Raw genomic sequence first — 26,719 nt, 5'->3', positions numbered from 1 at the left:
GGCCCGTCTCACGAGCCTCCGTCAGCAAGACGAGGCCAAGGAGGCAACCATGAGCGAGACACGCATCGATACCTATCAGCGCATTACAAACACGATCGTTTCGGCCCTTGAGGCTGGGACACGGCCCTGGGTCAAGCCTTGGAATGCCAGCCATATCGGCTCCAATTTCCCCCGCCCACTTCGCTCCAATGGCGAGCCATATCGCGGGATCAATGTGCTTCTGCTCTGGCTGGCGACAGCCGAACACGGGTTTGAGTACGAGCGGTTCATGACCTACCGGCAGGCGCAGGAACTTGGCGGCCAGGTCCGCAAGGGAGAGCGGGGAACCCTCATCGTCAAGTACGGCACCATCACCAAGAAGGGCGAGGCCGCCGAGGACGAGGACCGCGAAATTCCGTACGTGAAGGGCTACACCGTTTTCAATCTCAGCCAGATCGACGGGCTAGCGGACGAACATTACGCCGCACACACGCCGCTCCCTGTCGAACAGCGCATCAAACGTGCTGACGATTTTGCCACCAATACCCGAGCCGCGATCAGCCACGGCGGAAATCGCGCTTGCTACATTCCCGCAACCGACCAAATCCAGATGCCGCCCTTCGCGGCCTTTGTCAGCCCCGAGGCGTACTATGGGACGCTCTTCCACGAGTTGGCCCACTGGACAGGTGGCAAAAGTCGCCTCGATCGCATCAGCAGCACCAATATGCAGACCAAGGGCTATGCGTTCGAAGAATTAATCGCTGAAATTACCGCCTGCTTTATTTGCAGCGACCTTTCGCTTGCGGTTAGCGTTAGGGATGAGAGCGCATCGTATCTGGCGAGCTGGCTGAAATGTCTCAAAGAGGACAAGAAGGCCATCTTCCGGGCCGCATCGCGGGCACAGGCCGCCGCTGATTATCTGCATCAGCAGCAGGAGGGCAGGGTGGCCGCTTAGGCCACCCTAATACCCCTAAGGAGCTGTCGATTTGCCAGTTTATATGTGCTATAACTCTAAACAAATATGAGGTTCAAGCATGGCTCAGGTAGCCGAGAAAATCAGGCATGACAGCGCTGAGCAGGTTGTTCGCGATCTTGCCTTGAAGCACGAAATAGGTGTCGTCCGTACTCAATTGGACGATTGGGCGGATGATGTGACGCGCCTTGCCGGTGACGATGTGACACTCGACGAGGTTGAAGAATTGATCGTCGGTTTGCGCAAGTCCGGTCAGGTCGACGGCATCGAGCTGACCCGTCTGCATTCCCGATATCTTGACGAGCGTTCACCTCGCTGATGTTCGATCCGTTCGGCGACTTTGCGAGCCGCGGATACTTACGAAACCACGCAGCGCAATCAGATTTAGAGAAGGTCAAGCAACTCGAACATTCCGCTTTTCGCGGCAATGTCGCGCGAGCTATGGATGCTTTGGCATCGCGCGATCACCTCGAATACGCTGACTTGCAACAGGTTCACTCGATCCTGTTCTCCGAGATCTACCCTTGGGCTGGTGAAGATCGGCGCGTGAACGCGCCTGATTTGGAAATAACCAAAGCCGGCATCAATGGACTGTTCAGCCATCCGTTCGACATCGAGCTCGCCGCCAATCATGCGCTCGATCGCGGACAAAATGCAGCGGTCATGCGAGATCGCCCCGGTGAAATCATGGGCTATCTCGCCCACGCCCATCCCTTTATTGACGGAAATGGCCGGGCCATCATGACTGTTCACGCCGAGCTTTGTCGGCGGGCAGGCATCCATATTGATTGGTCGCAAACCGAGAAATCGGCATATCTATCGGCCCTCACCAACGAATTGCAGAGCCCCGTCAAGGGGCATCTCGATTCCTACCTTTCACCCTTTGTCCGCGATGGCGCATTAGATCGCAGCGCCAACGTCATGCGGTTACAGACGATCGCCGGCCTCGGGCCAGAGACTATGACTACCCCTGCATCCAATATCCTAATACCGGCTCGAGAGATCGACGCCACTGTCACCCTCGCGGAAATCAATGCGGCAGCGGCAAATAATCGCTGCTACGAGCGTCTAAAAACCAGCCTTCATAATGTTGCGCAGCAGGTTTTTGCAGATTCAGCCAAAATCCTTGCCGCCACTGAACAAGCGGCATTCACTGGCCGCATCGGCACAAATTCCGTTGCCGAAGCACTGGCCACCGATCCCAGCCAGTTCGGAGAGTTCCGTGGCAAGGACGGGCGGTTTTCTGGACGGGAGGAACGTCAGGAGCATCGCAACGCAGTTGCCATGCAATATGCTTTGAAATCGCAGCTTCGCGAGTATGTTGCTCTCATCCATTCGGTCCGCGAGCAGATCAGCCACGATAAGCACGACCTGGCCCGCCGTGGCCTACAGGCCGTCCCACTGCCGTCGGAATCCCTGTCCGAAGCGATCCGTTTGGGAAAGCCATTGACCGATCAGCAGGCATCCGAGCTGAAAGCCGCAGTGAAGGCGTTCGATCAGCGATTTGGCGATGATGCTGGTCATTTGCGAACGCTGGTCAAGCTCAAGCCCGGTCTTGCCGAAAAACACGGTGTCGACCAATCGACGCTGCAAGAAGCGCGGAACACTGTGCGAAAACTGGATAAGGGCGTGGCTCAGTTGCGCGAGCAAGAACGCGCCCAGGTCAACCAGAAAGCACCAGATCGCAACGGGCCGATCCGGTAAGCATCGATCCCAGGCAATGAATCGGATGGGGCGGTCATGAGCGACGGCCCCTTTGTTTTGCATCGATTAGCCGACATGGGAAGCTAAGAGCGGCGGCCCCGCCAGCAACCTCACGCCGCCACGATTTTCCCCGGCCTTACGGCCTCCTCGCGCATCAAAATCGCGTCGTCATTCAGCCCTTCGCTTCGCTTCGGCCCTCCGGGTGCGGTCAGGGCCGTATCCGCTCTTTTTTCGCTCCCATCGGCAAATCGAAATCAAAGGAGCAGAACGATGACCGACAACCTCTCCAACTTCATCCAGATCGATACCAAGAGCCTCATCGGCAATATAGCAACGATCGCCTTCGACATCGACATCACTGGCGAACCTGTCACCAGCGACAACGAGAAGGCCCCCAAATTCCGGCTTTTCACAAAGAGCCCGCGCGGCCGCCGCGTCGAAATCGGTGGCATCTGGGAACGCCTCAACCGGGAAGACCAGCCCTACTTTACGCTCACCATCAACACCGGCCACTCACGGTTCTACGCGAACCTTGGCCGCTATCCCGGCCAGGACGACGACGCGCTCTACGCAGTCATCCCCAACGAATACCTCAACACCGAACGCCGGTCCTAAGGGACCGGCCCGGAATAGGGCGGCGGCGGTAGCGCCGCCCCCGGTTGAGCAACAAGGGAGACCGACATGGTAAAGCTTCATTCCTTTGGCGTCACGCTTGATACAAGCGAGCAGGCCACCATCAAAGCGGCGTTGATCCACTGGCGCAATCTCGATCGCCGCCCTGAAGAACTTACGTATCTGGCCGGAAATTGCGGTGAAGTCGCATTGCTGGAAGCTGACGAGCTGGACCAGCTGATCGAGAAAGTCAGCACACCGATTTAGATGCCCCTAGTTCGATCCGCGCCGGAGGCGGGTCGAACTTTATCGAGCGGGGCGAGGGGCGATGCCCTTTGTCCCGATGCTTTCAGCATGGCCGCAGCGCGCAGCCGAGGGCAAGGGCGGCTATGCCGGGATCGGTCCCACGCGCAGGCGCGCAGCGGCGAGGATGGGGAGAACCTACCCCTTGCCCTGGGCGAGCACTGTGGCAGTGCCTCTCTCAACATGGACCTATTTAACCGAGACCGTCCATCTGCGTCCATGATGATCGGTTCCCCCGATTTTGTTTCCGCGCCCTTGGCACCGAAACAAAATCGGCTCCCCCGATCCCCGTTGGCGGCCTTCGGCCGTTATGGACCCAGCCGAACGTTCTCGATGGGCGGACCCTGTTTTCAAACAGGAGTAACGACGATGACGATCTACGATCACATTCAGGAGCTTCGGGCGGAATTGGCGACATCGATGGATGCTGGCGAAATGGCTACGATCCGAGCCGAATTGGACGCAGCCCGAGCCGAACTCGCTAGCGAAGAAGCGGCCCTCAATGCGCTTTTCGAGCCGCCCCAATAGGGCGGCTCTTCATCATAACTTCCTGGCCGCTCCCGTTTTCCAGCCCAGAGGGCCGAAGCCCGGTTTCAAGGAAACCGGGCGGAGCAGGCGAGGCCAGAACGCGCTTTCCATATAGCGCCGTAGTGATGGCCGAGCCTGTGGTAAACGGGGGCGGACTGGCTTCCGCTTTGGGGTGGGAAGCCGAACGGCAGCTACCAGCGGTCAACCCTTCCAAGCGGACGTTGGATGTAAGCTGCGCAAGGCGCAGTTTATCAGGTCCTCGTTCGCATCGGAGACAGGCTCTCAATTATCCTGCAATCTGCGACCAGACCGCATCCACATTGGTCGATCATCCTGTCCAATTCCGACTTGAGTGCAATCAGGTCTTGGATTTTTCGCTCAACTTCCTTCCGGTGTTCCTTAGCGATCGCATCGACGGCAGCGCAGGATTGCGAACGATCGTCAGCCAAATTCAGAAATTCCCTGATCTGATCGAGCGAGAAACCGAGATCACGGGCGCGTCGAATAAAGCTTAGTCGATTCAGGTGAACTTCCTCGTAGGAGCGGTAGTTACCTTCGGTGCGGGAGGGTTGCGGCAGGAGGCCATTTTTCTCGTAAAACCGGATCGTCTCGACCTTGGTACCGGTTTGCCTCGCAAGATGACCGATCGTCAGAATGGAAGAACTCATTGTGTGACCCTGTAGCGAATACAGGGTCAATATAGGCTCGGTCTGCACGTCTGTCGATCTTGAGGGGCGCGCCTATTGCGCCGCTCTGGCGCTCTCCACCTCTTCACGCACCAGATCGTAGAGTTGCTGCGGACCGAAGGATTCCAGTAGCCTTCCATTCACGAAAAACGTCGGCGTCTGGCGGACGTTATTGCTTTGGACATCGGCCAAGTCCTGCTCAAGAACGGCGTCGATCTCGGCCGATGACATCTCACGCCGTGCCTGCTCGACGTCCAGTCCCGCCGCCCCCGCAATCTCCCAGGCTTTTTCGAGATCGGGCGCACCATGCACGGCCCATTCCGGCTGCCGCGCCAGCAGGGCTTCCAGCACGGGTTCGTAACGGTCCTGAAGACGGGCCGTTTCCAGAATCCTGACGGCTTCCTCCGATCCCTCATGGAAGGGCGTGTATCGGATGACAAGGCGCGTTTCGTCTGGGAAATTCGCCATGATCTGCTTTACGGCTGGATAGAAAGCCCGGCACGCCTCGCAGGACGGATCGAAGAATTCCACTATCGTAACGGAGGCATCCACCGGGCCGATGATCGGTGAATGCGCCCTGACAAGCGCATCGTCTTGCGCCGCTGCAACCGGCTGTGCCGGGTGGCCGCCGTAGCGGTCGTAAAAAAAGGCACCGCCGGCAAAGACGATCAATGCGACAAGGCCAGTGAGAAGAACGATGGACCGTCTGGTCATGCTGAACGCCTCCGGCGCGCGAGAAGGAGAAGAAGGGCGATGCTCAAGAAGGCGGCGAGCGATAGGTAAGGGAGCGGCAAAACGCCGAGGATCGTCATATCCGCGCTCGAACAGGATGGGCCGTCTTGTCCACATGGCTCGATGGCTGCGGGAATGATGCCCGCATAAAGCAGAGAGTGGAATGCCGCGACCGCCGCGCCAAGGGCGGCCAATGGAAGTCCGTACCAAGAAACGCTGGCATCGCCTCTTAAGCTAGCAACGGCCAGGATGATCGCCAGCGGGAACATGAAAGCGCGCTGATGCCAGCACAGATTGCACGGCGTCTGCCCCATGATCTCGCCAATGAACAAAGCGCCGAGCGAGGCGGCAAGCGCGATGAGCCATGCCAGAAACACGAAAGCCCAGCTATTTGCAGCCGTGCCCGCCCCGGTGGTCATAGCACTCGCTTTCGCATCGTTCTGTTTCGCTCCAATCAAGCTTGCTTATCGAGCCTTTCTGCACCCTATACCCACTACAGGGTCAAGTCTCTTGCATGAAGCGGTGCGGCGAATTCGCACGGATTGCCGCGCAAAAAGGATTAAACAGGGTCGGCTCTTGACCCTGTAGTTGCTACAGGGTCTATCTGCGGTGTCACATCTAATGTTCGAGGTGACACCATGACGGCAGCGAGCCCCTATAGACTGCGTGTAGAAGGCATGGACTGTGCATCTTGCGCGTTGAAAATCGAAACGGCGATGCAACGCCTGCCGGGCGTTAGCGGCATCAATGTCAGCTACGCCAACGAGACGCTTGCATTGCACCTGGACGAGGACCGCACGCCCCTCGCCGCCATTGAGCAAAAGATCCGAGCGCTCGGCTATAGCCCAGTGATCGAGCAGGCCGAGCCAAAGGCGAGCCCGCCTCGGAAGCGCATCACAGAGGCATGGTGGAAAGGCAGCAAGGGTCGGCTTGTCCTTCTTACCGGCGGGCTGTTCGTCCTTGCCTTCGCTCTCGCACGTATCCTGCCGGAATGGGAACAATGGCTCTATTCAGGCGCGGCGTTGATCAGCGTCATCCCGTTCGCGAGGCGTGCGATCGCCGGCGCGATGTCTGGTTCGCCCTTCACCATCGAGACACTAATGACGGTGGCAGCACTGGGCGCGGTCGCCATCGGTGAGGCGGAAGAAGCTGCTGTCGTAATCTTCCTGTTCGCAGTGGGCGAACTGCTTGAAACCGTCGCGGCTGGCCGCGCGCGGGCAGGCATTGAGGCGTTGATTGATCTCGTGCCCCGAGTCGCTTTCCGCGAGCGTGATGGTGCCGTTGAGAAGGTCGCTGCCGAAGAGCTGGCCATCGGCGATGTCGTCGTTGTGCGGCCTGGTGACCGGGTGCCGTCTGACGGCACGGTGATCGACGGTGTATCTGAGGTCGATGAGGCGCCTGTAACAGGTGAATCCGTGCCCGTGCTGAAAGAAGCCGGCGCAACTGTCTATGCCGGCAGCATCAATGCCAATGGCGAGCTGCGGGTGTCGATCAGCCATGTCGCGGCCGACAACACCATTGCCCGCATCATCCACATGGTCGAGGAAGCCCAGGAATCAAAGGCTCCAACAGCCCGCATGATCGACCGTTTCAGCCGCTGGTATACGCCAGGCGCGATGGTTGTGGCGGCTCTGATCGTTGTCGTGCCGCCGCTCGCCTTCGATGGTGACTGGATGACATGGGTGTATCGCGGCCTCGCGACGCTGCTGATTGCGTGCCCCTGCGCGCTCGTGATTTCCACGCCGGCGGCCATCGCTTCCGGTCTTGCCGCCGGCGCGCGGCAGGGACTGCTGATCAAGGGCGGCGCGGCACTGGAAACACTTGGCAAAGTCGTAACCGTTGCCTTCGACAAGACGGGAACGCTGACGCGCGGCCGTCCCCAGGTGACAGACATTGTGCCGATCAGAGGTGACGAGAAATCTGTCCTCGCCATCGCGGCGGCTGTCGAGCGCAGCACCAGCCATCCGCTCGGGGTTGCAATCGTGGAGGCGGCAGAGGCGCGCCGGCTCGAATTGCCCGCCACCTTCGGAGGCGGCATGGCCACACCCGGCAAGGCCGTCACAGCGCGGTTGAAGGACGGCTTCGCTTCGGTCGGGTCTCCCCGCCACGCCGCCGAACAGGCTGCCCTTGAAGAGAGCATCGCCCAGACTATCACCACGCTGGAAAGCCAGGGCAAGACGGTCGTCGTGCTTATGAAGGGCAAGGCCGTCGAGGGATTGATCGCGTTGCGCGACGAGCCACGCGATGACGCCGTCGAAGGTGTGAAGCGGCTGATGGATCGCGGTGTGCGCCCTCTGATGCTGACCGGCGATAACAAGCGCACGGCCGACGCCATCGCGGCTCACCTCGGCCTTGAGGCGAGAGCCGAACTTCTGCCCGATGCCAAGCTTGCCGAGATCGGCCGCCTCAAGACTGATGGGCCAATTGCCATGGTGGGAGACGGTATCAATGACGCGCCGGCGCTTGCTGCCGCTTCCGTTGGCGTTGCCATGGGCGCGGGCACCGATGTTGCGCTTGAAACCGCCGATGCCGCGCTGCTCAAAAACCGGGTGACGGGTATCGCCGATCTCATCGGGTTGTCGCAGGCGACGCTCGGCAATATCTGGCAAAACATCGCATTAGCCCTTGGGCTGAAGGCTGTTTTCCTCGTGACGACTCTGTTGGGAGTTACCACGCTCTGGATGGCCATCCTTGCCGATACGGGCGCTACGGTCCTCGTTACGGCCAATGCGCTGCGCCTGCTGACGTGGCGCGGCACCCGCGACAAATGAGCTTAAACAGTGAGCGCGTGCAGGTTGCGGCTTCTGCTTCCTGCCGAGAAAGCCGATGTGTAAATAATGAGCAATCAGCCCCGGAATGCAAAATCATCTGAGAAGAGCGAACAATGGGCGCTCGCATGGGTGCTTGCGATCAATACTGCCCAGGCGGCCATTGTAGGAGGCCTGGGTTGGTGGGCTCAATCAACAGGGCTGATGGGCTCTGCGCTCGACAATCTAGGCGATGCATGTGTCTACGCCATCAGTCTTTTCGTTGTAGGGCGCGGCTTGGCGGCGAAGATTCGCGTTGCCCGGTTGTCGGGCATCCTCCTGATGGTATTCGCCGGTCTCCTTCTGCTTGAAGTCGGCCGACGCTTCTTCACTGGCTCCGATCCTATAGGGCCGATCATGATTGCCGTGGCAATCGCAAGCGCCCTTACGAACATGGTCTGCATGTGGTTCCTGAAATCTCATCGGGAAGGCGGCGTGCATCTGCAAGCCTCATGGATTTTCACGACAAACGACATGCTCGTGAACTCGGCGATCGCTGTTTCGGGTCTTGCCGTGATCCTTTTCAACTCGCCTTACCCGGACCTGATCATTGGCCTGGGTGTGGTTATTGTCGTTGTCAGAAGCGGCTTCGAAATCCTTGAAAAAGCCGGGGAAGCTGGAGAGAAAGGTAAACAACATGACTAGTTCACGAGCCCTATCCGCCGCCTTTCTTGCCCTTGCAGTGTCGATCTCTCCTGCTGTGGGTCACGACTTCCAGGCCGGTTCGATCACCATCAATCATCCGTGGTCGCGCGCGACTCCGCCGGTCGCGCCGGTAGCAGGCGGCTATCTGACGCTGACAAACGATGGCGGCATGGCCGACCGTCTGGTTTCGATCTCATCGTCCCTGTCAGAACGGGTAGAGATCCACGAGTCGGCCGTAAGCAATGGGGTTGCTAGCATGAGGCCAGTGCCAAATGGCGTCGAGATCGGGGCGGGCGAGACGGTCGAGCTTCAGCCTGGCGGTATGCACATCATGTTCATGAAGCCATCGCGTCCTTTGAAGGAAGGGGAACGGTTTGCCGCGAAGCTCACATTCGAGCAGGCCGGAACCGTCGAGGTCGAGTTTGCCGTGCAGGGTATGGGTGCAGGTCCGGCCACAACGAACGAGCATGACGGGCACGGGGAGCCGGCGCAATGAGCGGCATCAAACTCTTCCGTCTCGTTACCTGGATTGCCGTCGCCGTCGTCGGCGGGCTCTTCATCGGCCTGTCTGTGTCCAAGCCCTGGCAACAGCAAACCGTATCGGTAGCGTCCTCGACCGGCATCGCAGCCATCGGCGGCCCGTTCCAGCTCACATCCCATCGAGGCGAGACGATCGACAATGCCGCGCTGGCTGGAAAACCCTATCTTGCCTTCTTCGGCTTCACCCATTGTCCTGATGTGTGCCCGACGACGCTCTTTGAGCTAAGCGATCTCATGAACGAGCTCGGGCCGGTGGCTGACCAGTTCAACGTACTGTTCTTCACCGTCGATCCCGAACGGGACACCCAAGAATTGCTGGCTCAATACATGACAGCCTTTGATGATCGCATCCTCGCACTGCGGGGAAATCGACAAGAAACGGACGCCGTAGTGAAGGCCTTTGCCGCCTATGCGCGAAAAGTGCCTCTGGAGGGGGGCGAATACACGATGGATCACACCGCCGGCGTCTACATGATGGATGCCGAAAGCAATTTCGTGGGCACGCTCGACATGCATGAGCCGCGCGAGACCCGATTGCAGAAGCTCCGGCGTTTGGCGGGGGGGTAGCGCATGAACGATGATGTGATGATGACGCCCACTGTCAGAGGTGCCTTTGGGGCTTCTGCGCTGCTCATCTCAGCGAGCGCCGCGACAGCGGCGCTGATAGTCGCTTCGGAGTAGATGGATTTGGATTTCACGTTTGTCGGCCTACTAACGGTGTTTGCTGCGGGGGCGATCTCCTTTCTTTCGCCGTGCGTTCTGCCCCTTGTTCCCGGCTATATTTCGTTCGTCACTGGTGGCGCGCGCATGGAGCCTGCTGTTCAAAATCGTCTGAGGGCAAACTGGCAGGCTCTCGTCAACAGTCTTTATTTTGTCCTCGGGTTCACAACGATCTTCGTGTTGTTAGGGGCTACTGCAACTGCATTGGGGGCCTTATTTCGCTCCTACCTGTACGAAGCCAACCTAATAGGCGGCGCGGTCGTTATCATTTTCGGTGTGGTAACAACAGGTTTGGTGCCTATCCCGTGGTTTGATCGTGAAATGCGATTTCATCCCCGGCCGCACGTTGCTGGCCCTTGGACGAGCTACCTGCTTGGATTGGCCTTCGCCTTTGGCTGGACCCCGTGCATTGGGCCGGTACTAGGCTCTATTCTAACACTTTCAGCTGCAAATGCGACTGTCGGAACCGGCGCAATCCTGTTGACTGTGTACTCCTTGGGGCTCGGAGTGCCATTTATCTTGGCAGCTCTTTTCATGCAGCGCTTCATTGCAGGCATGCCAACCTTACGTTGGGCTGGCCGATACTTACGAGTGTTAGCGGGCGTAATTATGATTGTTATGGGAATTGCCATGATGACCGGTCAACTCACGCGCTTCGCTATTTGGCTCCTGATTACTTTCCCCGCTTTGGGTCAGATCGGCTGACGATGCGTGGAGTTCTAAAATATACATCGCTCGCGGCCGCCATCGCCTTCGGAGCTGACCAGTTATCCAAGTGGTGGGCGATCCAAGTGATGGAAGGCCATACGGAAATATCCGTCACGGGCTTCTTCAACTTGGTCCTGGGGCGCAACACGGGTGTCAGTTTCGGACTTTTCAACGAAGCGCCGCCTTGGCTCCTTGTCGGAATCACCCTGGCAATCGTGCTTATGCTTTTGGTATGGGCGAGCCGGGAAAGACAACCGATAACGGCCGTGGCTCTGGGCCTCATAATTGGAGGTGCCTTGGGCAATATGCTCGACCGGCTACGTCACAGCGGCGTTACCGACTTCCTCGATTTTCATATCGGAGGAATTCATTGGCCTGCCTTCAACCTTGCTGACACGGCGATCGTGCTCGGGGTTATGCTCTTATTATTCGATGCATTCAGGAGGGAAATGCGTTTCCTGACACGCCCATAGTGGCTCGGCCCAATGGAAAGATCCAAGCTCCGGCGTCTGGCAGGCAACAATCAACCCCAAAGGTGCTCCGATGGTCCCGGCCACCAGGAGCGTGATTGCAGGTATCCGTGACCCAAGCTTTGCAGGAAATAGACGTTCTGGTGATCGGCGCTGGTCAAGCGGGGCTCGCTGCCGGCTACCATCTTGCCAGAACAAAGCTTTCATTCGTAATCGTTGATCGCCATGCCCGCATTGGCGACAGTTGGCGCTGTCGCTACGATTCGTTGACCCTGTTCACCCCGCGCGCATTTAGTACGCTGCCCGGTCTTACGCTCGACGGCGATCCGGAAGGCTATCCAGCGCGAGATGAGTTTGCGGACTATCTCGAAGCCTACGCCAGCCATTTCGACCTACCCGTGCTCTCCGGAAATGGCGTGGCTCAGCTCGAACGCCAAACTGATGAGCGTTTCGCCGCGCAACTCGATGATGGCAGGCACATAATCGCCAAGGCGGTGATCGTCGCGACGGGTGCGTTTCAGGAACCGATTCTCCCAACGATCGGTACCGAGTTCGACAGTGCAGTTACGCAACTGACACCGGAGAGCTATCGCAATACTGCTGACGTCCAGACTGGCACCGTTCTCGTCGTGGGAGATGGAGCAAGCGGGCGCGACATTGCGGCGGAACTGTCCGCTACCCATGACGTCGTACTGGCTGTTGGACGCGGCCGACGACTGTTTCCGGAGCGTATTTTGGGCAAGAGCACGTGGTGGTGGCTGCGCGCACTCGGCTTGATGAGAGCAACGCCCGGTTCGGCGATAGGCCGCCTGATGCGGCGCGCCGACCCATTTCCTGACCGGGGACGCAGCCTTGGCGACCTGCAACGGATGGGCGTGGCCATCTCGGGACGCTTGGTGTCAGCAAACGGCCGAACCGCTACCTTTTCCGATAAGTCTAAACGGGCGATTGATTCTGTCATTTGGTGCATTGGATACCGCGACGACAGCGCTTGGCTCCAGATTCCAGGCAGTACGCATCCCAACGGAAGCTTTCTGCAAGAGGGCGGGTTAGCTCCAGTACCTGGCCTTTTTCATCTAGGTCGCCCATGGCAGCGGAATCGTGCTTCAGCCCTCGTCATGGGTGCCGGCGAAGATGCTTCCGTAATTGTCGCCTTATGCGTGCAATACTGCTTCGGCGGCGATAGGCGCTGATGACGATGAAGGTCCGGTTTCAGGAGTGATGACCGACCACACGAGCGACTGGGACGGGGTCGATACCTGCCCTGAGTTGTGCGCTCAGCATTGCGACGGTCGAGCCTGTGAGAATTTGGGCGCGTGCACTTCCGTTTAGCTCTTGGTCCCCGTTTTGGTCGGCCCGAAACTGTTCTGACCTACAACGCGCAGCATTTCCGGTCGCCGGAAATAGACCGCGCGCCCGCAGCGCAGAGGCGGGTTGCCGCTCGTCAAAACGATCTGTTCATCCGATCGCATTTGAGTGATCTCGTGGGGCAGGATCAGCGGCCTTTGTGAAAGCTGCATCGAGCGCGTGCGCGACGACCCCATGTCGCGCGACGTGCGCGAAACTTGGCCGACTTCCACCGTCGTCGTGCCGCAGCGCTTGGATATGTATTCGGCGGTTTCGGGGTCATTGATCGCGGAGAATGAAACCCACGATGCAGATTCGAACCATTTGCTGGTCGCATCGCGACCGCCAAATGCCTCGCGCATCTGACCAAGCGACTGGAACAGCATCAACAGCGTGACACCGTACTTTCGGCCCGCATCGCGCGCCGTCTCGATGATCCGCATGTAGCCCAGCCGTGCCGCCTCATCGAGTAGAAATAGGGCGCGTTCAGGCATATCCCCATTGCGGTTATAGATCGCCTTGAGGAACGCGCCGATAATCACCCTGGCCATGCCGGGATGATTTTCGAGCGTGGACAGGTCGATGTTGATGAACACCGTGGAGCGCCCATCGGCTACATCGTCGGTCTTAAATGAGTTGCCCGAAACGACCGCCGCATAGTTCTCATAGGAGAGCCAGTGCGTTTCCTTGGCGGCTGTCGCATAAACGCCGGAAAAGGTTTGTGGCGTCATGTTTGTAAAGGGAGCGACCACCTCCCGCACGAAGCGCGAAGAGGTTTCGTTATGCAGTTCCTCGAGCTTGTTTTTGAGCGTTTCTTCCGGTTCGGCCAGCCGACGCCGAACCGTTCTCAAGGACCGTTCGCGTGAAGTCGTCCCATCCTCGTTTTCATCACATTCTGGATTATCGCCCAGCACTACATCGGCAATGATCGCGGTAATGAGCTGTTCGGCCGAGGTCCGGAAGAAGTCATCAGAACCAGACGTAACACGCGGCCTTTCGCTCATCAGCCACGCCGCGACCGAGGCGATATCTTCCTCTGGCGTGTTGCCGTGCTGGCCAATCCAGTCGAGGACGTTAAATCCGAAATGGGGGGTCTTGGGATCAAGGGTATAGACCATCTGCCCGTTACGATCGCGATGCTCGCTGACCATCGGCGCGATTTCGGTAGATGGGTCGAGAACGATCAACGATCCCTTGAATTTGAGCGCAGTCGGGATCACCACAGACGTCGTTTTGAATCCGCCCGAACCTGCGAAAACCAGACCATGCGTCGAGCCGAATCCTGCATCAAAGCCGAGCAGGGGCTTAGTGCCACCCTTGCCCCATGTCTCTTTTCGGCGCGGATCGAAATTGACGGAGCCGACGCTATCTTTGTCCGGTCGATACGCTTCACCGACAACGATACCGCCCGACGCTGGAAACAACGTCTTGGCGGCCGCCTCGCTCATCCATTCGCTTTCACCATGGATTGCCCGGCTCCCCGTCAGACGCCGAGGACCGCTGCCACCGAACGCCGCGTTGCCCCGCAGCGCAACGCGCGTGGCGAACAGCGCAACGAACGCACAGGCGAGGATTCCGCCGCTGGTGTAATAGTCGAGAAAGGCGAGGGGTGTGTCAGCGGGAATGCCAATGCTGGTCAACCGCAGATATTCAGAAACAACCCCAAAGAGGGCAGGGGCTAGGGCGCCGATGATGACGCCCTGGCCCGCTGCCTGCACGGCAAGCGAGCCTCGCGACCCGAACAAGAACAACACCCCGAGCACGGCGGCAAGAATGTACGGCACGGCGAGGCCAATGCGGCCCCATGTTTGATAGCTCGATTCCGTGGACCCGAATTGCGCGAACCAGTTTTCACTCCCGAGTAGAGCGATGAACGCTCCGATCATCAGGACTGCCGGCGCTGCCAGCATTAGTAGCCGCTTGCCTGTCATTGTCGAAGATTGCTTTCCCGCGCTGTCGATATCGCTCGCGCGTCTCTTTGTCCTTCAATGCGTCGGCAGCTTCAGCCAGAAGGCCAAGAATGACGGCCTTGTCCTCATCTCTAAGGCCCGCCTTGGCGACCAGGCCGCCGAGGAGGATTTTTTCATGGGCGTCTTTTCGGCGATCTGCCGAACTGGCTGATTGAAGCTCCCGCTCCATTTGTCTGATCCGACCTTTAAGCCGTCGGCTTAGGCTCTTTTTTCGTGGACTGAAATCGCGCGGCTATATCCTTAAAAGCCTGCGTTAAGTCAGCATCGGATACATCTATTTCATGAAGCCCCGCCTTGATCGCTATTGCGCCGATACGCTCACCTTCGCGCGCTTCGGCCTGCTTCAATTCGGCTGAAAGCTTAGCTATTTCAGCCTTTATCTGTGCTGGGGTCTTTGAACGCTTGGCCACAATGATCCTTTCTTTGATCGCAAATAGGTGGATTAATTGTAGCGCAGCCATATCCAAATATGCAATATATCTGTGCCCGAAGGGCAGAAAGAATGATTGAACCGGCTTGCCGGTGCTTTTTTGGTTCATTTCTAAATGCGCGCTTATACGTCGCGTTGCGACGTTGGCCGGGAGGCTCACTTGGGCGGATCGCCAAACCACCATTTCCAACTCTTGAGCGCTGATGCGCCGGGTTGGTACTAGTGGCGATCTACCATCTGGAAAGTCAGATCATCAGCCGGGGCGGCGGGCGCAGCGTTGTTGCCGCCGCTGCCTATCGTCATGCCGCCAAGATGGAGTTCGAACGCGAAGATAGGATCGCGGACTTTTCGAACAAGAAGAATGTCAGTCATACCGAGTTCATGGCCCCCGATGATGCGCCGGTCTGGCTGCATCAGATGATGGAAGGGCGTAGTGCATCGGAGGTTGCAGAGGCGTTCTGGAATAAGGTCGAGCAGTCCGAAGCCAGAATGGACGCGCAGCTTGCCAAAGAGTTTGTCCTGGCGCTGCCGAAAGAGTTGACCGAGGCGCAGAATATCGAGCTGGTTCGCGACTTCATCGGTCAGCAAATTCTAGCCCGTGGCATGGTGGCCGATTGGGTCTATCACGATGTAGAGGCAAATCCTCACGTCCACATCATGACCACGTTGCGCCCGCTGACCGAGGAAGGGTTCGGCGCGAAGAAGGTTGCCGTTCTGGATGGTGACGGCAATCCGCAGCGCGGTAAAGATGGCAAAATCCAGTATCGACTATGGGCAGGCGACCGCGCGACGTTGAACGAAATTCGTGCCGCCTGGGCACAGGTTCAAAACGCGCATCTTGCCCAACACGGCATAGATGCGCGTGTCGACCATCACTCCTACGCAGAGCAGGGGATTGAGCTTACGCCGCAGGGGAAGGTCGGCGTCCGCACGCGCAATATCGCGAAAGAAGCCAAGGCGCAGGGGCGCGAAGCGGACCTTGATCGCATGGCGCTGCACGAGGATTTGCGAAGGGACAACGCCGCTCGAATAGCGCGCAGACCCGAGATCGTGATCGATGCCGTTTCGCGCGAAAAGAGCGTCTTTGATGAGCGCGATATTGCCAAGCATCTGCATCGCTGGATTGACGATGGGCAGCAGTTTCAGAACGTTCTTGCCCGCATAATGGCCAGCCCCGAGCTGGTCATGCTGGCGGGCGAGGGTGTTGATTTCGAGACTGGGCAGGTTAGGCCGAGCCAGTTCGCGACCCGCGAAATGGTGCGGATCGAAGACACGATGGCACAGCAGGCCAAGCACCTTGCCACGCATGGCAGCTTCGGATCGCAAAGCCATATTCGCAATGAAGTGCTGGCGTCCCATAGCCAGCTTTCGGGCGAACAGCGCATTGCCATTGAGCTTGCGACTGGCAATGAACGCTTGGCCCTGATCGTCGGTCGTGCCGGCGCAGGCAAGACCACGATGATGAAAGCCGCGCGCGAGATTTGGGAGGCATCCGGCTACCGCGTCGTGGGTGGTGCGCTTGCGGGCAAGGCGGCCGAGGGGCTGCAACAAGAAGCCGGAATCGAGAGCCGTACGCTCGCCTCATGGGCGCTTCAATGGGAACAGGGACGGCTTCACCTGGACGATAAGACCGTGTTCGTGATGGACGAGGCGGGAATGGTGTCGTCGCGACAGATGGCCGATTTCATATCGGCTGTCGCTCATGCCGGGGCCAAGATCGTTCTTGTTGGTGACGCCGATCAACTTCAACCCATCGAGGCGGGCGGGGCCTTCCGCGCTCTGGCTGAACAGATCGGATTTGCCGAGCTATCGACCATTTACCGGCAGCGAGAGCAGTGGATGCGAGACGCCTCCATGGCGTTGGCGCGCGGTAATGTCAGCGACGCTCTGGCCGCATATCAGGCTCGTGGCCATGTCATCGAGACGGCCACAAAGGACGAGGCCATATCGAGCATGGTTGCCGATTGGGTGGCGGATTATGATCCGAACCGCACCACGCTCATGATGGCGTTCATGCGCAAAGACGTGGCCGCTCTGAACGCGCTTGCCCGCGAAGGGCTTAAAGCCAAAGGCGTAATCGAGGACGGTCACGAGTTCCGCACAGCCAATGGCGTTCGCAACTTCGCGGCGGGCGATCAAATCGTATTCCTGCAGAACGAGGGCTCGCTTGGTGTCATGAATGGCATGATCGGGCGTGTGGTGGAGGCAGAGCGTGGCAAGGTCACTGTAGAGGTCGGAGAGGACCGGCGACGGGTCGAGGTCGAACAGCATATCTATGCCCAGCTCGATCATGGGTATGCGACCACAATCCATAAGTCCCAGGGCGTCACGATCGACAAGGTGAAGGTGCTCGCCTCATCCATGTTTGACCGCCACCTGACCTATGTGGCGCTCACCCGGCACCGCGACGCGGTTCAGCTTTACGCCGGCGCCGACGAATTCAAACGCACCGTTCGCGTCGATCATGCCGCCGGAATAATCGGTCTTATGGTCGATGCGGGTCAGGCAAAATTCCGCGATACCGACGACGCCAAGCCCAGCCCCTATGTTGACCTGCAAGACCCGACCGGGACCACTCACAGGCTTTGGGGCGTCAGCCTTCCGAAAGCCGTAGAGAATGCTGGTGCTAAAATTGGCGACACGATAACGCTTCGCCGCAACGGAACCGACGAGGTTACGGTCAAGGTCGCAGTCGTGGACGACGCGACCGGCGAAAAGCGGTTTGAGGACCGGCTTGCCGAGCGCAATGTCTGGACCGCCAGCATCGTCGAGGCTGGCGACCCGACGCTTTCCCGCGTTGGGGCCGAAGCCTTGTTCGGCAAAACTGGCAAGGTCGACCACGCGTCCGGCGTGACCGGCGAGTTGATCGGCACGGGCCAGGAAAGCTTTGGCGACAAACCTGACGCCAAGCCCACGCCCTATGCCGATATCAAAGCCCCCGATGGGATCATTCATCGGCTATGGGGCGTGGCGTTGCCCGCCGCCCTTGAGCGGGCAGGGGTCGAGATTGGTGATACCGTAAGATTGCAGCGCAGCGGGACAGAGGAAGTCACCGTGAAGGTGACGGCGAAAGATCCGGTTACGGGAAAGAACCGCCTCGAGGAACGCGTTGTCGAGCGCAACGTGTGGGAGGCAACCCGGCTGGAGTTGGCCGCAGAGCGTGCAGCTCGTCTTGCGCGTGAGCCGGAAAAGTCTGCCCTGTTCGGGCAACTGGTTTCCCGTCTGTCCCGGTCGGCCGCCAAGTCCACGACGCTCGATTTCGCCGGCACTAAACTTTATGGCCAGGCCGTCGCTTACGCGACGCGACGCGGCCTGCAAAGCGCCCGCGTCATGAAGGCCGCGGTGCTCAATCAGACCCGTTGGCTGGCCCGTCAGCGGAACCGACTGGCCAGCGTAAGCCGCAAGCTCGCCGCCTTTGTCGAGCGCATCAGTCGGCAACAACCCGCCGCCGTGCAGGCATCGCCTGCACCCTCGCAGCCATGGTTGCGCGGGCGCGCGACATGGCGGCTTTCGATCCCTCAAGCAGTGGAGGCAAAAATGCAAGGGGACGCCCAGCTCACCATTCATTGGTCGCAGATTCAGGACCGGATGAAGAACGTCTATGACAATCCGCAGGAAGCAATGGCGTCCATGCAGCTCGAAAAGGCGTTGCAGGGCGACCAGTCAGCGGCCAAGGCGATCAACGACCAGCTTGGCCGCGACCCCGAAGCCTACGGCGCATTGCGCGGCAAGACGGGCCTGTTCGCTTCCGGCGCTGCCAAGGCCGAGCGGGAGCGTGCCGTCAACAATGTGCCCGCGTTGCAATCTCAGATCGGCAATTACGTTCGCCTCCGGGGCGAGATTGCCGATCTTCGCACTGTCGAGCTGTCGCGCGAGCGAGATCTTCAACGGGTGGACGTGCCGGCGATATCAGCGGTCGGCAACAACGTGCTTGAGCGGGTTCGTGATGCCATTGACCGCAACGATATCGACGCCGGCATGGCTTATGCGCTTTCCGATAAGATGGCCAAGGGCGAGATCGACCGCCTCAACAAGTCCCTTGACGAGAAGTTCGGGAAGCGGAGCTTTGGTTCAAAGGAACCGAACGGCCCGGCGTTTGAAGCCGCAGCGGCCAAGGTTGCCGAAGGCGACCGGTCCAAGCTCGCAACGGCATGGCCCTTATTCCACGCCGCCCAACAAGTGGCGGCTTATGAGCAAAGACAGGAACGCGCGCAGGCGAGAGCGCAGACGCAAACCCTTGCGCGCGGGCCGGGGATGAGCCGATGACAAAAAGGCGCACAGCTATCGCGGTCATCGGCGCCAGCGCTCTTTTGCTCGCCTGCATGGCCGCCGCCTTCGCGCTTGGCGGCTATCGCGTGAATTTCACGCCAAGCTATGCGTACGGCCTATGGAAAATCGAGCCGCTGGACCGCGAAATCAGGGTAGGGGATCGCCTCTTTGTCTGCCCGCCAGCGGGCGACACATCGCAGCTGGGGTTGGAACGCGGATACTTGCCGCGCGGATTGTGTCCGTCAGGCACCGGCCCGCTCATCAAAACCGTTGCTGCTCTGCCCGGCCAGTCCATTGTGATCGACGGCCAGGTCATCATTGACGGCGAACCGCTTGCCCGTTCTGCCGTCCTCGATGCGGACGCCGAGGGCCGCGCGATGCCGATCCACGACGGCGGCGTAGTGACAGATGGCTCCCTGTTTTTGCACTCTGATTTCGTTGGTTCTTATGATTCACGCTATTTCGGGCCGATCCCGGCCGAGGGGACGCTTGGGCTTGCCCGGGAAGTTCTCACCTACGCCCCATAGCATCACGCTATCGGCGGCCTTCATCGCGGGCGGCGTTGTAACCGGTGCGATCGGTTGGAGCGGTCACACCCTCGCTCTAGCGGTCGGATTTCTGTTCCCGGCACTATGGGCTTTCGCGCCCTCGCGCGGCGTTGCCGCTCTCGTTGCGCTCGCCCATTTTCTTGGCGCATCGCGAGGCCTGCCCGTCGGCACCGCGATATTCTATGGTTCCGACATGTCGATGGGGCTGGCGCTCTGGTTCGCTGCCTCGCTCATGTTCGTTGGTGTCCACGCGGCGCTCTGGACTGCAAGGACGGACTGGCAGCTCCCTGTTCGGTATCTCGTCGCCGCCATCCTTATGAGCGTGCCGCCATTCGGTATTGTCGGCTGGGCAAGCCCGATCACGGCAGCGGGGGTGTTGTTTCCGGGGTGGGGGTGGCTCGGGCTGGCCGCGACAGCGACCGGCCTACTCGTCATGACGACGAAATTCTGGCCGATCGCTACGCTTCTGGGGGCAGGAGCGTTTTTCTGGTCCGCCGCAACTTGGACACCGCCTACCGTGCCGGAAGGATGGGCGGGGATCAATACCAGTTTCCAGTTCACCGAGGCGGGCCAGTACGCCGACTATGACCAACACATGGCAACGATCGCCAAGGTGAAGGAGGCCGCAGGGCGGGGCGCACAGACCATAGTTCTGCCCGAGAGCGCGCTAGGCATCTGGACCGCCACAACCGAGCGGCTTTGGACGCGGGAGCTGGCCGGGCTGGACGTGGTGGTCAACGGTGGCGCTATCGTCATTGACCAGACAGGCTACGATAACGTCATGGTCGAAATTGGCGGGGCAGGGGCCGAGGTCATCTATCGCGAGAGAATGCCGGTCCCGGTGTCCATGTGGCAACCCTGGACGACAGGCGGGGCGAACGCGCATTTCTTCGCAAATCCGGTTGTGGACTTCGCCGGTGTTTCGATCCTGCCGCTCATTTGCTACGAACAACTCATCATCTGGCCGGTCCTGCAATCTATGTTTTTTGACCCCGAGGTCATGGTCGCAACAGGCAACGGATGGTGGACTGGCGATACCAACATTGTCCCGATCCAGAAGGCGAGCGCCGAGGCGTGGGCCTCGCTGTTTGGCCTGCCTTTGGTCCTGGCCTTCAACCACTGAAACGGAGCGTTCGATGATCGATCCCGAATTGATTCAGATGTGTGCCGATCCCCGCCTCGAGGTCGAGATCGTGCAGCAGTTCGTGTCCGAAATGAACGCGTCCGACCACCTGACCGTATTCGTGTCACAGGGCAATCGCACCATTTTGGTGCCGAAGCCTGAAACGGTCGAGCAGGCTGTCGCAACCACTCAGGAATGGGTGGGACAGGCCAATGTCCGCGTCGGCCTGACGCAATATCCGGCTGGCCTCGGCGTCACTGAGGTCAGCCAGATCGGCTATGACCTGTTCGATAACTGCGAAAATCTACGCATGGGCACCGAGTTGTTTGGCAAGGTGCTGCGCGTTGTGACCGAATGGTATGGCGGCCCAGCAGAGCCAGCGTTCGAGGACGCGATCATTGCCTATCGAACCGGTTGGTTCGAGGGCGAGCGCGTGTTCTACGCCGATGATCCGGACGTTGAGGTTATGACCCCCGAACGCTCGACGTCGCATGCCGAGCCGGGAACGGCCGAAGCCGCCCAGGTCGAAACAGAGGCGGGGCCATCCGAGCCGCCATTTAGCGAGCAAGACCCTAATTCCGCATCTATCCGGATCGATCTTACAGGCATCGGCGCTCACAATCGCGAGAACACATCGGACCAATGAACAGCCATATCATCGTCACCATCCTGCCTTGCACCTTCCAATGCGAACCGGCCGAAATCCGGGTTTGGGATGGCGATTCACTTCGGCTTGGCATGACCAGCGAAGCAGAAGCGATCCGCATTTTCAACATCGACGCGCCTGAGATTGATGGGCAGTGCGCTTACGAAACGGATCTCGCCCAGCAGTCGAAGAATCGACTGGCCGAGCTAATGGCGGGCCAACAGATCGTCATTCACCGGCAGGGCACCGACCGATATGGCCGGACACTTGCCGCCGTGAGTGTCAACGGAGTGGACGCCGGCGACGTTCTGGTCAGTGAAGGGCTTGCCCGCACGTGGGGCGGCAGACGCGAGGCATGGTGTTGAGCGACAGCACAACTCTGGTGATCGGCACACCGGAAGCATTTATAGAGCTGCGAGACACCGCGAACTTGGGCCAAGTCGAATCCCTGCATATTGGGGCGCGGTTTTATCAGTCGATGCAGCGCGATCAGCTTTTTGCATGGATTGGACGGCTGCCCGCTCTGCGGCTCATTCACATGGCGGACGATTGGATTGCCGACGATCAGATGGCCGCCGTTGCGGCGGCTTTTGCAGCATCGTTTCCGAGCGTGGACTTCGCGTGGAGCCATGACTGCCTCGCCGGAGGAAAGCATGGCCGCTGACCCATGGATGTTTACCGTTACGAAGCCAGAGCCCTATAGAGCGTTGCACGATGGACCCCTAAGAGGCGAGCTACTTCTGAAACTGATTTCTCGTTGTCGCTTATGAGCTGTCTGGCGTGTGCGATCTGTTCTCCCGACAGGGCAGGGCGCGGCCCAAATCGTACGCCGCGAGCCTTTGCTGCCATCCGTCCGACGCTCGTGCGTTCAACAATTAGGCTGCGCTCGAAATCGGCGATGCCGGCGAAAACAGTCAACACCATCCGCCCAGCAGGCGTCGTAGTATCGGCCCACGGCTCAGCTAGGGATCGCAGACCCGCTCCGGCCTCCTTTATACGCTCCGCTATTGCCAGCAGGTCCGCCGTGGATCTAGCAAGGCGATCCAGCCTGGTAATGGTCACCACGTCGCCTGCGCGTAGGTGATCGAGCATCCGCACCAGCTCGGGCCGGTCACGCTTCGCCCCTGACGCCTTTTCTTCAAAAATGCGGGTACAGTTAGCCGCCCGAAGTGTGTCGCGCTGCTGGTCTAAATCTTGGCCCCTTGTCGAGACGCGTGCATATCCAATTAGAACTCTGTCGGTATCTGATTGTGGTTGGCGGCTCATGTGCCTTCCTGTCGCAAATCATGTCGTAGGTTTAATATCACTTGCGACAAAGACATGCGACGGAACATCATTGGGTTTTCCGGGGATGGTAAACCTGTCGCATAAATTACAATTTATGCGACATCGATGGCGGCTACGGGGTGGAAAGCGGACAGTCCGTTTCGGGTGTCGGACGCGAATGAGCGGACGTTCTCATGAGCCGGCTGGAGGGCAGGCAACGTTGATGGGTACCTGTCGCGAAGGAGGTCCAGGAGCGAGACCCGCGCGTCGGCAGGCACGTCGTAAGCTTTGCCGTTGATCGAGATCGGCATGGGACCTCCGGTGTTCGATGGTCTGCGCTCGTTCTCCACGCCGTCCTCAGGCATCGCCGTCGAGAAGGTCCGTCAGGCGGGCGATGACATCCCGGCGCAGCTCCCGCGACACCGGACGCGACGAAAGCGCCTCGTGCATCCAGAGCCCGTCCGCGGCGAGGCGTGCGATGAACCGCTTCATCGCGGCGTCATCGCACGGGACCGGGAAGGGGGGCGCCCAGCGATCGATGACGTCCTGCCAGAGGTCGCCGAGCTCCTTGTTCTCGCAGCTCTCGAGCATGAGTAGAAGTTCGACCCGTCGCGCGGCCTTCACAGAGACGTTGACGTAGGCCAGGTGGCGCTCGGCCTCGCTGGCCTCGGCCGCGGTCTTGCCGGCGCTCGCGACCAGCTCCCGCTCCCATTGGCCCGTCAGATGCTCGTGCGTGGCCCGGATCAGCGCTTCGCGCGACGGGAAGTGATAGAGGAGCCCGGCCCGAGTCATGCCGATCTCCTCCGCCACGGCGTCGAGGGTGACGGCGGTGAGGCCGTCACGCTCGATGATGGTCACGACGGCTTCGAGGACGTCGTCGCGTTTGCTGGCTCTGGCCATCCCGTGCTCCTCAATGGACCGTCTGGTAGGCGGAGGATTCAGACCCCGGCCCGTAGTTGCGCAGGAGAACGGCCGTCACGACCGATCCGGCCGCCAGGACCGCCGCCGCCGTATAGAGGACGACGATGTAGGCGTTGTCGAAGGCCGTGCTCGCGGCCGAGCGCAGACTGTCGCCGTCGCCCGCCATCGCGTTCGCCGCCTCGATCGCGGCCGCCATGTTGTCGCGGGCGATGATCGGCGAGCCGTCGGGAAGAATGACGTTCACCGTGTAGAGGTAGGCCAGCAGGCTGCCGAGGATGGTGACGGCGAACAGGCTCCCGAACTCGTAGGAGACCTCCTCGACCGACGAGGCCATGCCCGCCCGATGGACCGGAGCGTTGCCCATGATGGCGGTCGAGGCGACCGACATGCAGGCGCCGACGCCCGCCCCCATCAGGAACAGCCCGGCGATCAGCCAGCCGAGACCGTGGTCGATGCCGTAGGTCGCCAGCAGGATCGAGACCGAGCCGACGGCCATGCCGCCCGCGATCAGGAAGCGCAAGCCGATGACGTGGAGGAACGCGCCGCCCAGGATGGCGGTCGGCAGTGAGCCGAGAGCCGCGACGGACACCAGGAGACCCGCGTCCAGCGGCGTCCAACCCTCGACGAGCTGGAAGCGCTGCGTGGTCGCGAGCTCGACGCCGCCGATGGCGAAGAGCGAGAAGGCGGCCGCGAACGTGCCCGAGAGGAACGCGTTGTTGCGGAAGATGGAGAAGTCCAGCAGCGGGTAGGTCATGCGGAACTGGCGCCGCGTGAAGACCGTGGCCGCGACGACCGCGACGCCGAACGCCACGACCGGCGTGACCCAGGAACTGCCCGCGTGGGCCATCTCCTTGATGGCGATGACGAGCGCCGAGAGCGCCACCAGCGCCTGGAGCGAGGAGACGATGTCCCAGGGCTGGCTCGGGTCGCCCGCGATCTTCGGGGCCACCACGAGGGTCGCGAAGAACGCCACGACGACGACGGGCACGTTGATGAGGAAGACGGAGCCCCACCAGAAGTGGCCGAGCAGGAAGCCGCCGACGATCGGACCGAGCGCGGCGCCGATGACGGACAGCGAGCCCCAGATGGCGATCGCGATGTTGCGCTCGCGCTCGTCCTCGAACGTCACCCGGATCAGGGCGAGCGTCGCAGGCATCATCGCCGCCGCGCCGACGGCGAGGAAGGCTCGTGCCGCGATCAGGGCCTCGGCCGAGGGCGCGAACGCGGCGAAGAGCGACGCTAGGCCGAAGAGGACCAGTCCGACGAGGAACATGCGCCGATGGCCGACGCGATCGCCGAGCGTGCCGGCGCCGAGCAGGAGCCCGGCCATGACGAGCGGATAGGCGTTGATGATCCAGAGGCCCTGAGCCGCGGATGCGCCGAGCTCGCGTGTGAGGGTCGGCAGCGCGGTGTAGAGCACCGAGTTGTCGAGAGTGATGAGGAGGAGGCCCGCGCCGACTGTCAGGAGCAGGAGCCACCGGTTGGAATGGGTGGAGGTCATCGTTACGCCATCGGGGTTGTTCATCCCCAAACTTTACCAACTAGTTTGTAAAGTTTCAAGCGAAATCTGTGTGACGCCCGTCGTGTCGATCCAGGCGAACGGCATCGTTCGGATCCCGGACTCGGCGCACCGGCTCGCCGCCAAATCCGGAATCGGTAGCCTCATTGGGATGGGGCCGTTGTTCGTAGCCGGGGTAGTTCTCATCCTGGTCACCGTCGGGTTGGCGATCAGCAGGCAGCGTGTCGCCATGCAGGTGGTTGACGCTGAACCCACACCTGTTCGTTGATGTCCGGTTCTGGCGTGGGGACGGCAGTCATCCGAGCGACCGAGAAGGGGTCGGGTGCGGAGCGGCAGCTTACCGCTGGTCGATCGCCAGAACCGGACAGTCAGCAGTCGGCCCCGACTATGCTAGCACTCGAGCCCGGTGGAAACGACCGCTTTCAGGAAGCCGCTTTTGATCTCGGAACTGCCGAAATGGGGTCGGAAGCTGCCATAGCGCGGCGTCGCACGACTTAGGATTTTTGCGACCGTTGCTTAGAACGCACGGTCGGTGCTCAGTTATCTTTGACTGGCTTCCACAGCAGCGCAACGAGAACAAGATTGGCAACGGCGAGAGCTGCCAACACCACAAGTGTTCGGTCTGTCCCAACAACTGAAAGCATAATCGCGCCTAATGTTGGCCCAATAGCCTGGGCGACAAGACCGGGGCGGGCCAGCCGTCCCATGATCGGCGCATAGCGGGAAGGTCCAAACAGGGCAAGCGGGAGCGCCCCCCTTGCGATCGAGAAGATGCCGTTGCCGGCCCCATAGAGGATGAGCGATAGGCCGATGATGGGGAAGCCCGCCGCGAGCATCGTCATCCCTGCCGCGCTCAGCACGGAAGCGATCAAAAGCGTCCAGAACGGATGATGTTTTCCCCCACTCGCCATTTCGCAAATCCGGCCGGCGACCTGCGCGGGGCCAATCAGCGCGCCGAGCGCAACGGCTTCGGCCAGCGATAGGCCGCGTTGCTGCAGCAGGGTGAGCAGATGCACAGAGATGATAGTGACGCCCAGCCCGGCCAGTACCGTAATCGCCATCACTGTGAGATAGGCGCGGCGCTCTTGACCGTGCATGTCGATGCGCGGTGTTTCGTTTTTCCTGCCAGTCGACCTTGGCCTGCCGTTGCTTGGAAGAACCAGCATCACGAGCGGCAGGCAGATTGTTAGATGGATGCCAGCATAGGTCAGACACGCCCCGCGCCAGCCTAAATGCTCGAGAAATAAGGCTGATAGCGGCCAGCAGACCGTGC

Annotated in this window: 29 protein-coding genes; 18 read left to right on the top strand and 11 right to left on the bottom strand. The window is 60.1% G+C overall.

Going from position 1 to position 26,719, the window contains the following annotated elements:
- Positions 1-49: 49 nt before the first annotated feature.
- Positions 50-934 (top strand): ArdC family protein, encoded by an 885-nt coding sequence (locus CN673_RS19190; RefSeq protein ID WP_099868073.1) that lies wholly within the window; start codon positions 50-52, stop codon positions 932-934.
- A 73-nt stretch (positions 935-1,007) separates the two neighbouring features.
- On the opposite strand, the gene CN673_RS20975 is transcribed toward CN673_RS19190, so the two are convergent.
- Positions 1,008-1,238 (bottom strand): hypothetical protein, encoded by a 231-nt coding sequence (locus tag CN673_RS20975; protein ID WP_157928960.1) that lies wholly within the window; start codon positions 1,236-1,238, stop codon positions 1,008-1,010.
- A 32-nt stretch (positions 1,239-1,270) separates the two neighbouring features.
- On the opposite strand from CN673_RS20975, the gene CN673_RS21145 reads away from it, so the two are divergent.
- The 4 genes from CN673_RS21145 to CN673_RS21140 all read left to right on the top strand — a co-directional run bounded on the left by CN673_RS21145 (position 1,271) and on the right by CN673_RS21140 (position 4,099).
- Positions 1,271-2,656 carry a BID domain-containing protein gene (locus CN673_RS21145; protein WP_198586071.1) on the top strand — a complete coding sequence of 462 codons (1,386 nt, stop codon included), beginning with the start codon at positions 1,271-1,273 and terminating at the stop codon, positions 2,654-2,656.
- A gap of 270 nt (positions 2,657-2,926) precedes the next feature.
- Positions 2,927-3,271: a DUF736 domain-containing protein gene (locus CN673_RS19175; RefSeq protein WP_099868025.1), complete on the top strand. Its 345-nt coding sequence runs from the start codon at positions 2,927-2,929 to the stop codon at positions 3,269-3,271.
- Between the two features lie 66 nt (positions 3,272-3,337).
- Positions 3,338-3,535, top strand: coding sequence for a hypothetical protein (locus tag CN673_RS19170; RefSeq protein ID WP_099868024.1), 198 nt, complete (start codon positions 3,338-3,340; stop codon positions 3,533-3,535).
- A gap of 405 nt (positions 3,536-3,940) precedes the next feature.
- Positions 3,941-4,099 (top strand): hypothetical protein, encoded by a 159-nt coding sequence (locus CN673_RS21140; RefSeq protein WP_198586070.1) that lies wholly within the window; start codon positions 3,941-3,943, stop codon positions 4,097-4,099.
- A gap of 251 nt (positions 4,100-4,350) precedes the next feature.
- Here CN673_RS21140 and CN673_RS19165 read toward each other — a convergent pair whose 3' ends face one another.
- The 3 genes from CN673_RS19165 to CN673_RS19155 form a co-directional block, all read right to left on the bottom strand.
- The gene (locus CN673_RS19165) at positions 4,351-4,767 is read right to left on the bottom strand and encodes a MerR family transcriptional regulator (protein WP_099868023.1); all 417 of its coding nucleotides are present in this window, start codon (positions 4,765-4,767) and stop codon (positions 4,351-4,353) included.
- A gap of 72 nt (positions 4,768-4,839) precedes the next feature.
- A complete protein-coding gene (locus tag CN673_RS19160) occupies positions 4,840-5,499 on the bottom strand; it encodes a DsbA family protein (protein ID WP_099868022.1) in 660 nt (219 codons plus the stop codon).
- Positions 5,496-5,936, bottom strand: coding sequence for a disulfide bond formation protein B (locus tag CN673_RS19155; protein WP_099868021.1), 441 nt, complete (start codon positions 5,934-5,936; stop codon positions 5,496-5,498). The genes CN673_RS19160 and CN673_RS19155 overlap by 4 nt, the downstream gene beginning before the upstream one ends.
- Before the next feature lie 219 nt (positions 5,937-6,155).
- Between CN673_RS19155 and CN673_RS19150 the strand changes: the two genes are divergently transcribed.
- The 7 genes from CN673_RS19150 (at position 6,156) to CN673_RS19120 (ending at position 12,600) form a co-directional block, all read left to right on the top strand.
- The gene (locus CN673_RS19150; protein ID WP_099868020.1) at positions 6,156-8,288 is read left to right on the top strand and encodes a heavy metal translocating P-type ATPase; all 2,133 of its coding nucleotides are present in this window, start codon (positions 6,156-6,158) and stop codon (positions 8,286-8,288) included.
- 66 nt (positions 8,289-8,354) lie between these two features.
- A complete protein-coding gene (locus CN673_RS19145) occupies positions 8,355-8,969 on the top strand; it encodes a cation efflux transmembrane domain-containing protein (RefSeq protein ID WP_024587410.1) in 615 nt (204 codons plus the stop codon).
- Complete coding sequence (locus CN673_RS19140; protein WP_024587411.1) at positions 8,962-9,465, top strand: copper chaperone PCu(A)C; 504 nt, start codon at positions 8,962-8,964, stop codon at positions 9,463-9,465. The genes CN673_RS19145 and CN673_RS19140 overlap by 8 nt, the downstream gene beginning before the upstream one ends.
- Entirely contained in the window at positions 9,462-10,076 is a 615-nt protein-coding gene (locus tag CN673_RS19135; RefSeq protein WP_099868019.1) for an SCO family protein, read from the top strand. The genes CN673_RS19140 and CN673_RS19135 overlap by 4 nt, the downstream gene beginning before the upstream one ends.
- A 114-nt stretch (positions 10,077-10,190) precedes the next feature.
- Entirely contained in the window at positions 10,191-10,934 is a 744-nt protein-coding gene (locus tag CN673_RS19130; RefSeq protein ID WP_198586069.1) for a cytochrome c biogenesis CcdA family protein, read from the top strand.
- A gap of 2 nt (positions 10,935-10,936) precedes the next feature.
- Positions 10,937-11,410: a signal peptidase II gene (gene lspA, locus CN673_RS19125; protein ID WP_099868018.1), complete on the top strand. Its 474-nt coding sequence runs from the start codon at positions 10,937-10,939 to the stop codon at positions 11,408-11,410.
- 95 nt (positions 11,411-11,505) lie between these two features.
- Entirely contained in the window at positions 11,506-12,600 is a 1,095-nt protein-coding gene (locus CN673_RS19120; protein ID WP_099868017.1) for a flavin-containing monooxygenase, read from the top strand.
- A gap of 135 nt (positions 12,601-12,735) precedes the next feature.
- On the opposite strand, the gene traG is transcribed toward CN673_RS19120, so the two are convergent.
- The 3 genes from traG to CN673_RS21380 are packed head-to-tail and all read right to left on the bottom strand — an operon-like array spanning position 12,736 to position 15,263.
- Positions 12,736-14,685 carry a Ti-type conjugative transfer system protein TraG gene (gene traG, locus CN673_RS19115; RefSeq protein ID WP_099868016.1) on the bottom strand — a complete coding sequence of 650 codons (1,950 nt, stop codon included), beginning with the start codon at positions 14,683-14,685 and terminating at the stop codon, positions 12,736-12,738.
- The gene (locus tag CN673_RS19110; RefSeq protein ID WP_099868015.1) at positions 14,606-14,893 is read right to left on the bottom strand and encodes a conjugal transfer protein TraD; all 288 of its coding nucleotides are present in this window, start codon (positions 14,891-14,893) and stop codon (positions 14,606-14,608) included. The genes traG and CN673_RS19110 overlap by 80 nt, the downstream gene beginning before the upstream one ends.
- 16 nt (positions 14,894-14,909) lie before the next feature.
- On the bottom strand, positions 14,910-15,263 hold the full coding sequence (locus CN673_RS21380) for a TraC family protein (protein WP_245410004.1): 354 nt from the start codon (positions 15,261-15,263) through the stop codon (positions 14,910-14,912).
- A gap of 113 nt (positions 15,264-15,376) precedes the next feature.
- Between CN673_RS21380 and traA the strand changes: the two genes are divergently transcribed.
- From traA to CN673_RS19075, 6 genes are all read left to right on the top strand, one after another.
- Positions 15,377-19,420, top strand: coding sequence for a Ti-type conjugative transfer relaxase TraA (gene traA / locus CN673_RS19100; protein ID WP_099868014.1), 4,044 nt, complete (start codon positions 15,377-15,379; stop codon positions 19,418-19,420).
- Positions 19,417-19,950 carry a conjugative transfer signal peptidase TraF gene (gene traF, locus CN673_RS19095; protein ID WP_099868013.1) on the top strand — a complete coding sequence of 178 codons (534 nt, stop codon included), beginning with the start codon at positions 19,417-19,419 and terminating at the stop codon, positions 19,948-19,950. Before traA ends, traF begins: the two co-directional genes overlap by 4 nt.
- Positions 19,919-21,094 (top strand): conjugal transfer protein TraB, encoded by a 1,176-nt coding sequence (locus tag CN673_RS19090; RefSeq protein WP_245410003.1) that lies wholly within the window; start codon positions 19,919-19,921, stop codon positions 21,092-21,094. The genes traF and CN673_RS19090 overlap by 32 nt, the downstream gene beginning before the upstream one ends.
- A 13-nt stretch (positions 21,095-21,107) precedes the next feature.
- On the top strand, positions 21,108-21,740 hold the full coding sequence (locus CN673_RS19085) for a lysozyme family protein (protein ID WP_099868011.1): 633 nt from the start codon (positions 21,108-21,110) through the stop codon (positions 21,738-21,740).
- Positions 21,741-21,832: 92 nt separating this feature from the next.
- Positions 21,833-22,105, top strand: a complete 273-nt coding sequence (locus tag CN673_RS19080; protein ID WP_245410002.1) for a thermonuclease family protein — start codon at positions 21,833-21,835, stop codon at positions 22,103-22,105.
- Positions 22,102-22,404 carry a hypothetical protein gene (locus tag CN673_RS19075; protein WP_157928959.1) on the top strand — a complete coding sequence of 101 codons (303 nt, stop codon included), beginning with the start codon at positions 22,102-22,104 and terminating at the stop codon, positions 22,402-22,404. The genes CN673_RS19080 and CN673_RS19075 overlap by 4 nt, the downstream gene beginning before the upstream one ends.
- A gap of 17 nt (positions 22,405-22,421) precedes the next feature.
- Here the strand turns inward: CN673_RS19075 and CN673_RS19070 are convergent, their stop codons facing one another.
- From CN673_RS19070 to CN673_RS19045, 4 genes are all read right to left on the bottom strand, one after another.
- Complete coding sequence (locus CN673_RS19070; protein WP_099868008.1) at positions 22,422-23,006, bottom strand: recombinase family protein; 585 nt, start codon at positions 23,004-23,006, stop codon at positions 22,422-22,424.
- Positions 23,007-23,363: 357 nt separating this feature from the next.
- Positions 23,364-23,906 (bottom strand): TetR/AcrR family transcriptional regulator, encoded by a 543-nt coding sequence (locus tag CN673_RS19060; protein ID WP_099868007.1) that lies wholly within the window; start codon positions 23,904-23,906, stop codon positions 23,364-23,366.
- A 10-nt stretch (positions 23,907-23,916) separates the two neighbouring features.
- A complete protein-coding gene (locus CN673_RS19055) occupies positions 23,917-25,452 on the bottom strand; it encodes an MFS transporter (RefSeq protein ID WP_245410001.1) in 1,536 nt (511 codons plus the stop codon).
- 530 nt (positions 25,453-25,982) lie between these two features.
- Positions 25,983-26,719: MFS transporter (locus CN673_RS19045; protein WP_503128308.1), on the bottom strand; the 737-nt coding region annotated here is incomplete at its 5' end.

Source organism: Neopararhizobium haloflavum (assembly GCF_002750855.1).
Taxonomy (GTDB): domain Bacteria; phylum Pseudomonadota; class Alphaproteobacteria; order Rhizobiales; family Rhizobiaceae; genus Georhizobium; species Georhizobium haloflavum.
Note: the sequence above shows the minus strand (reverse complement) of the source record. Positions and strands in the feature narration are given on the sequence as shown.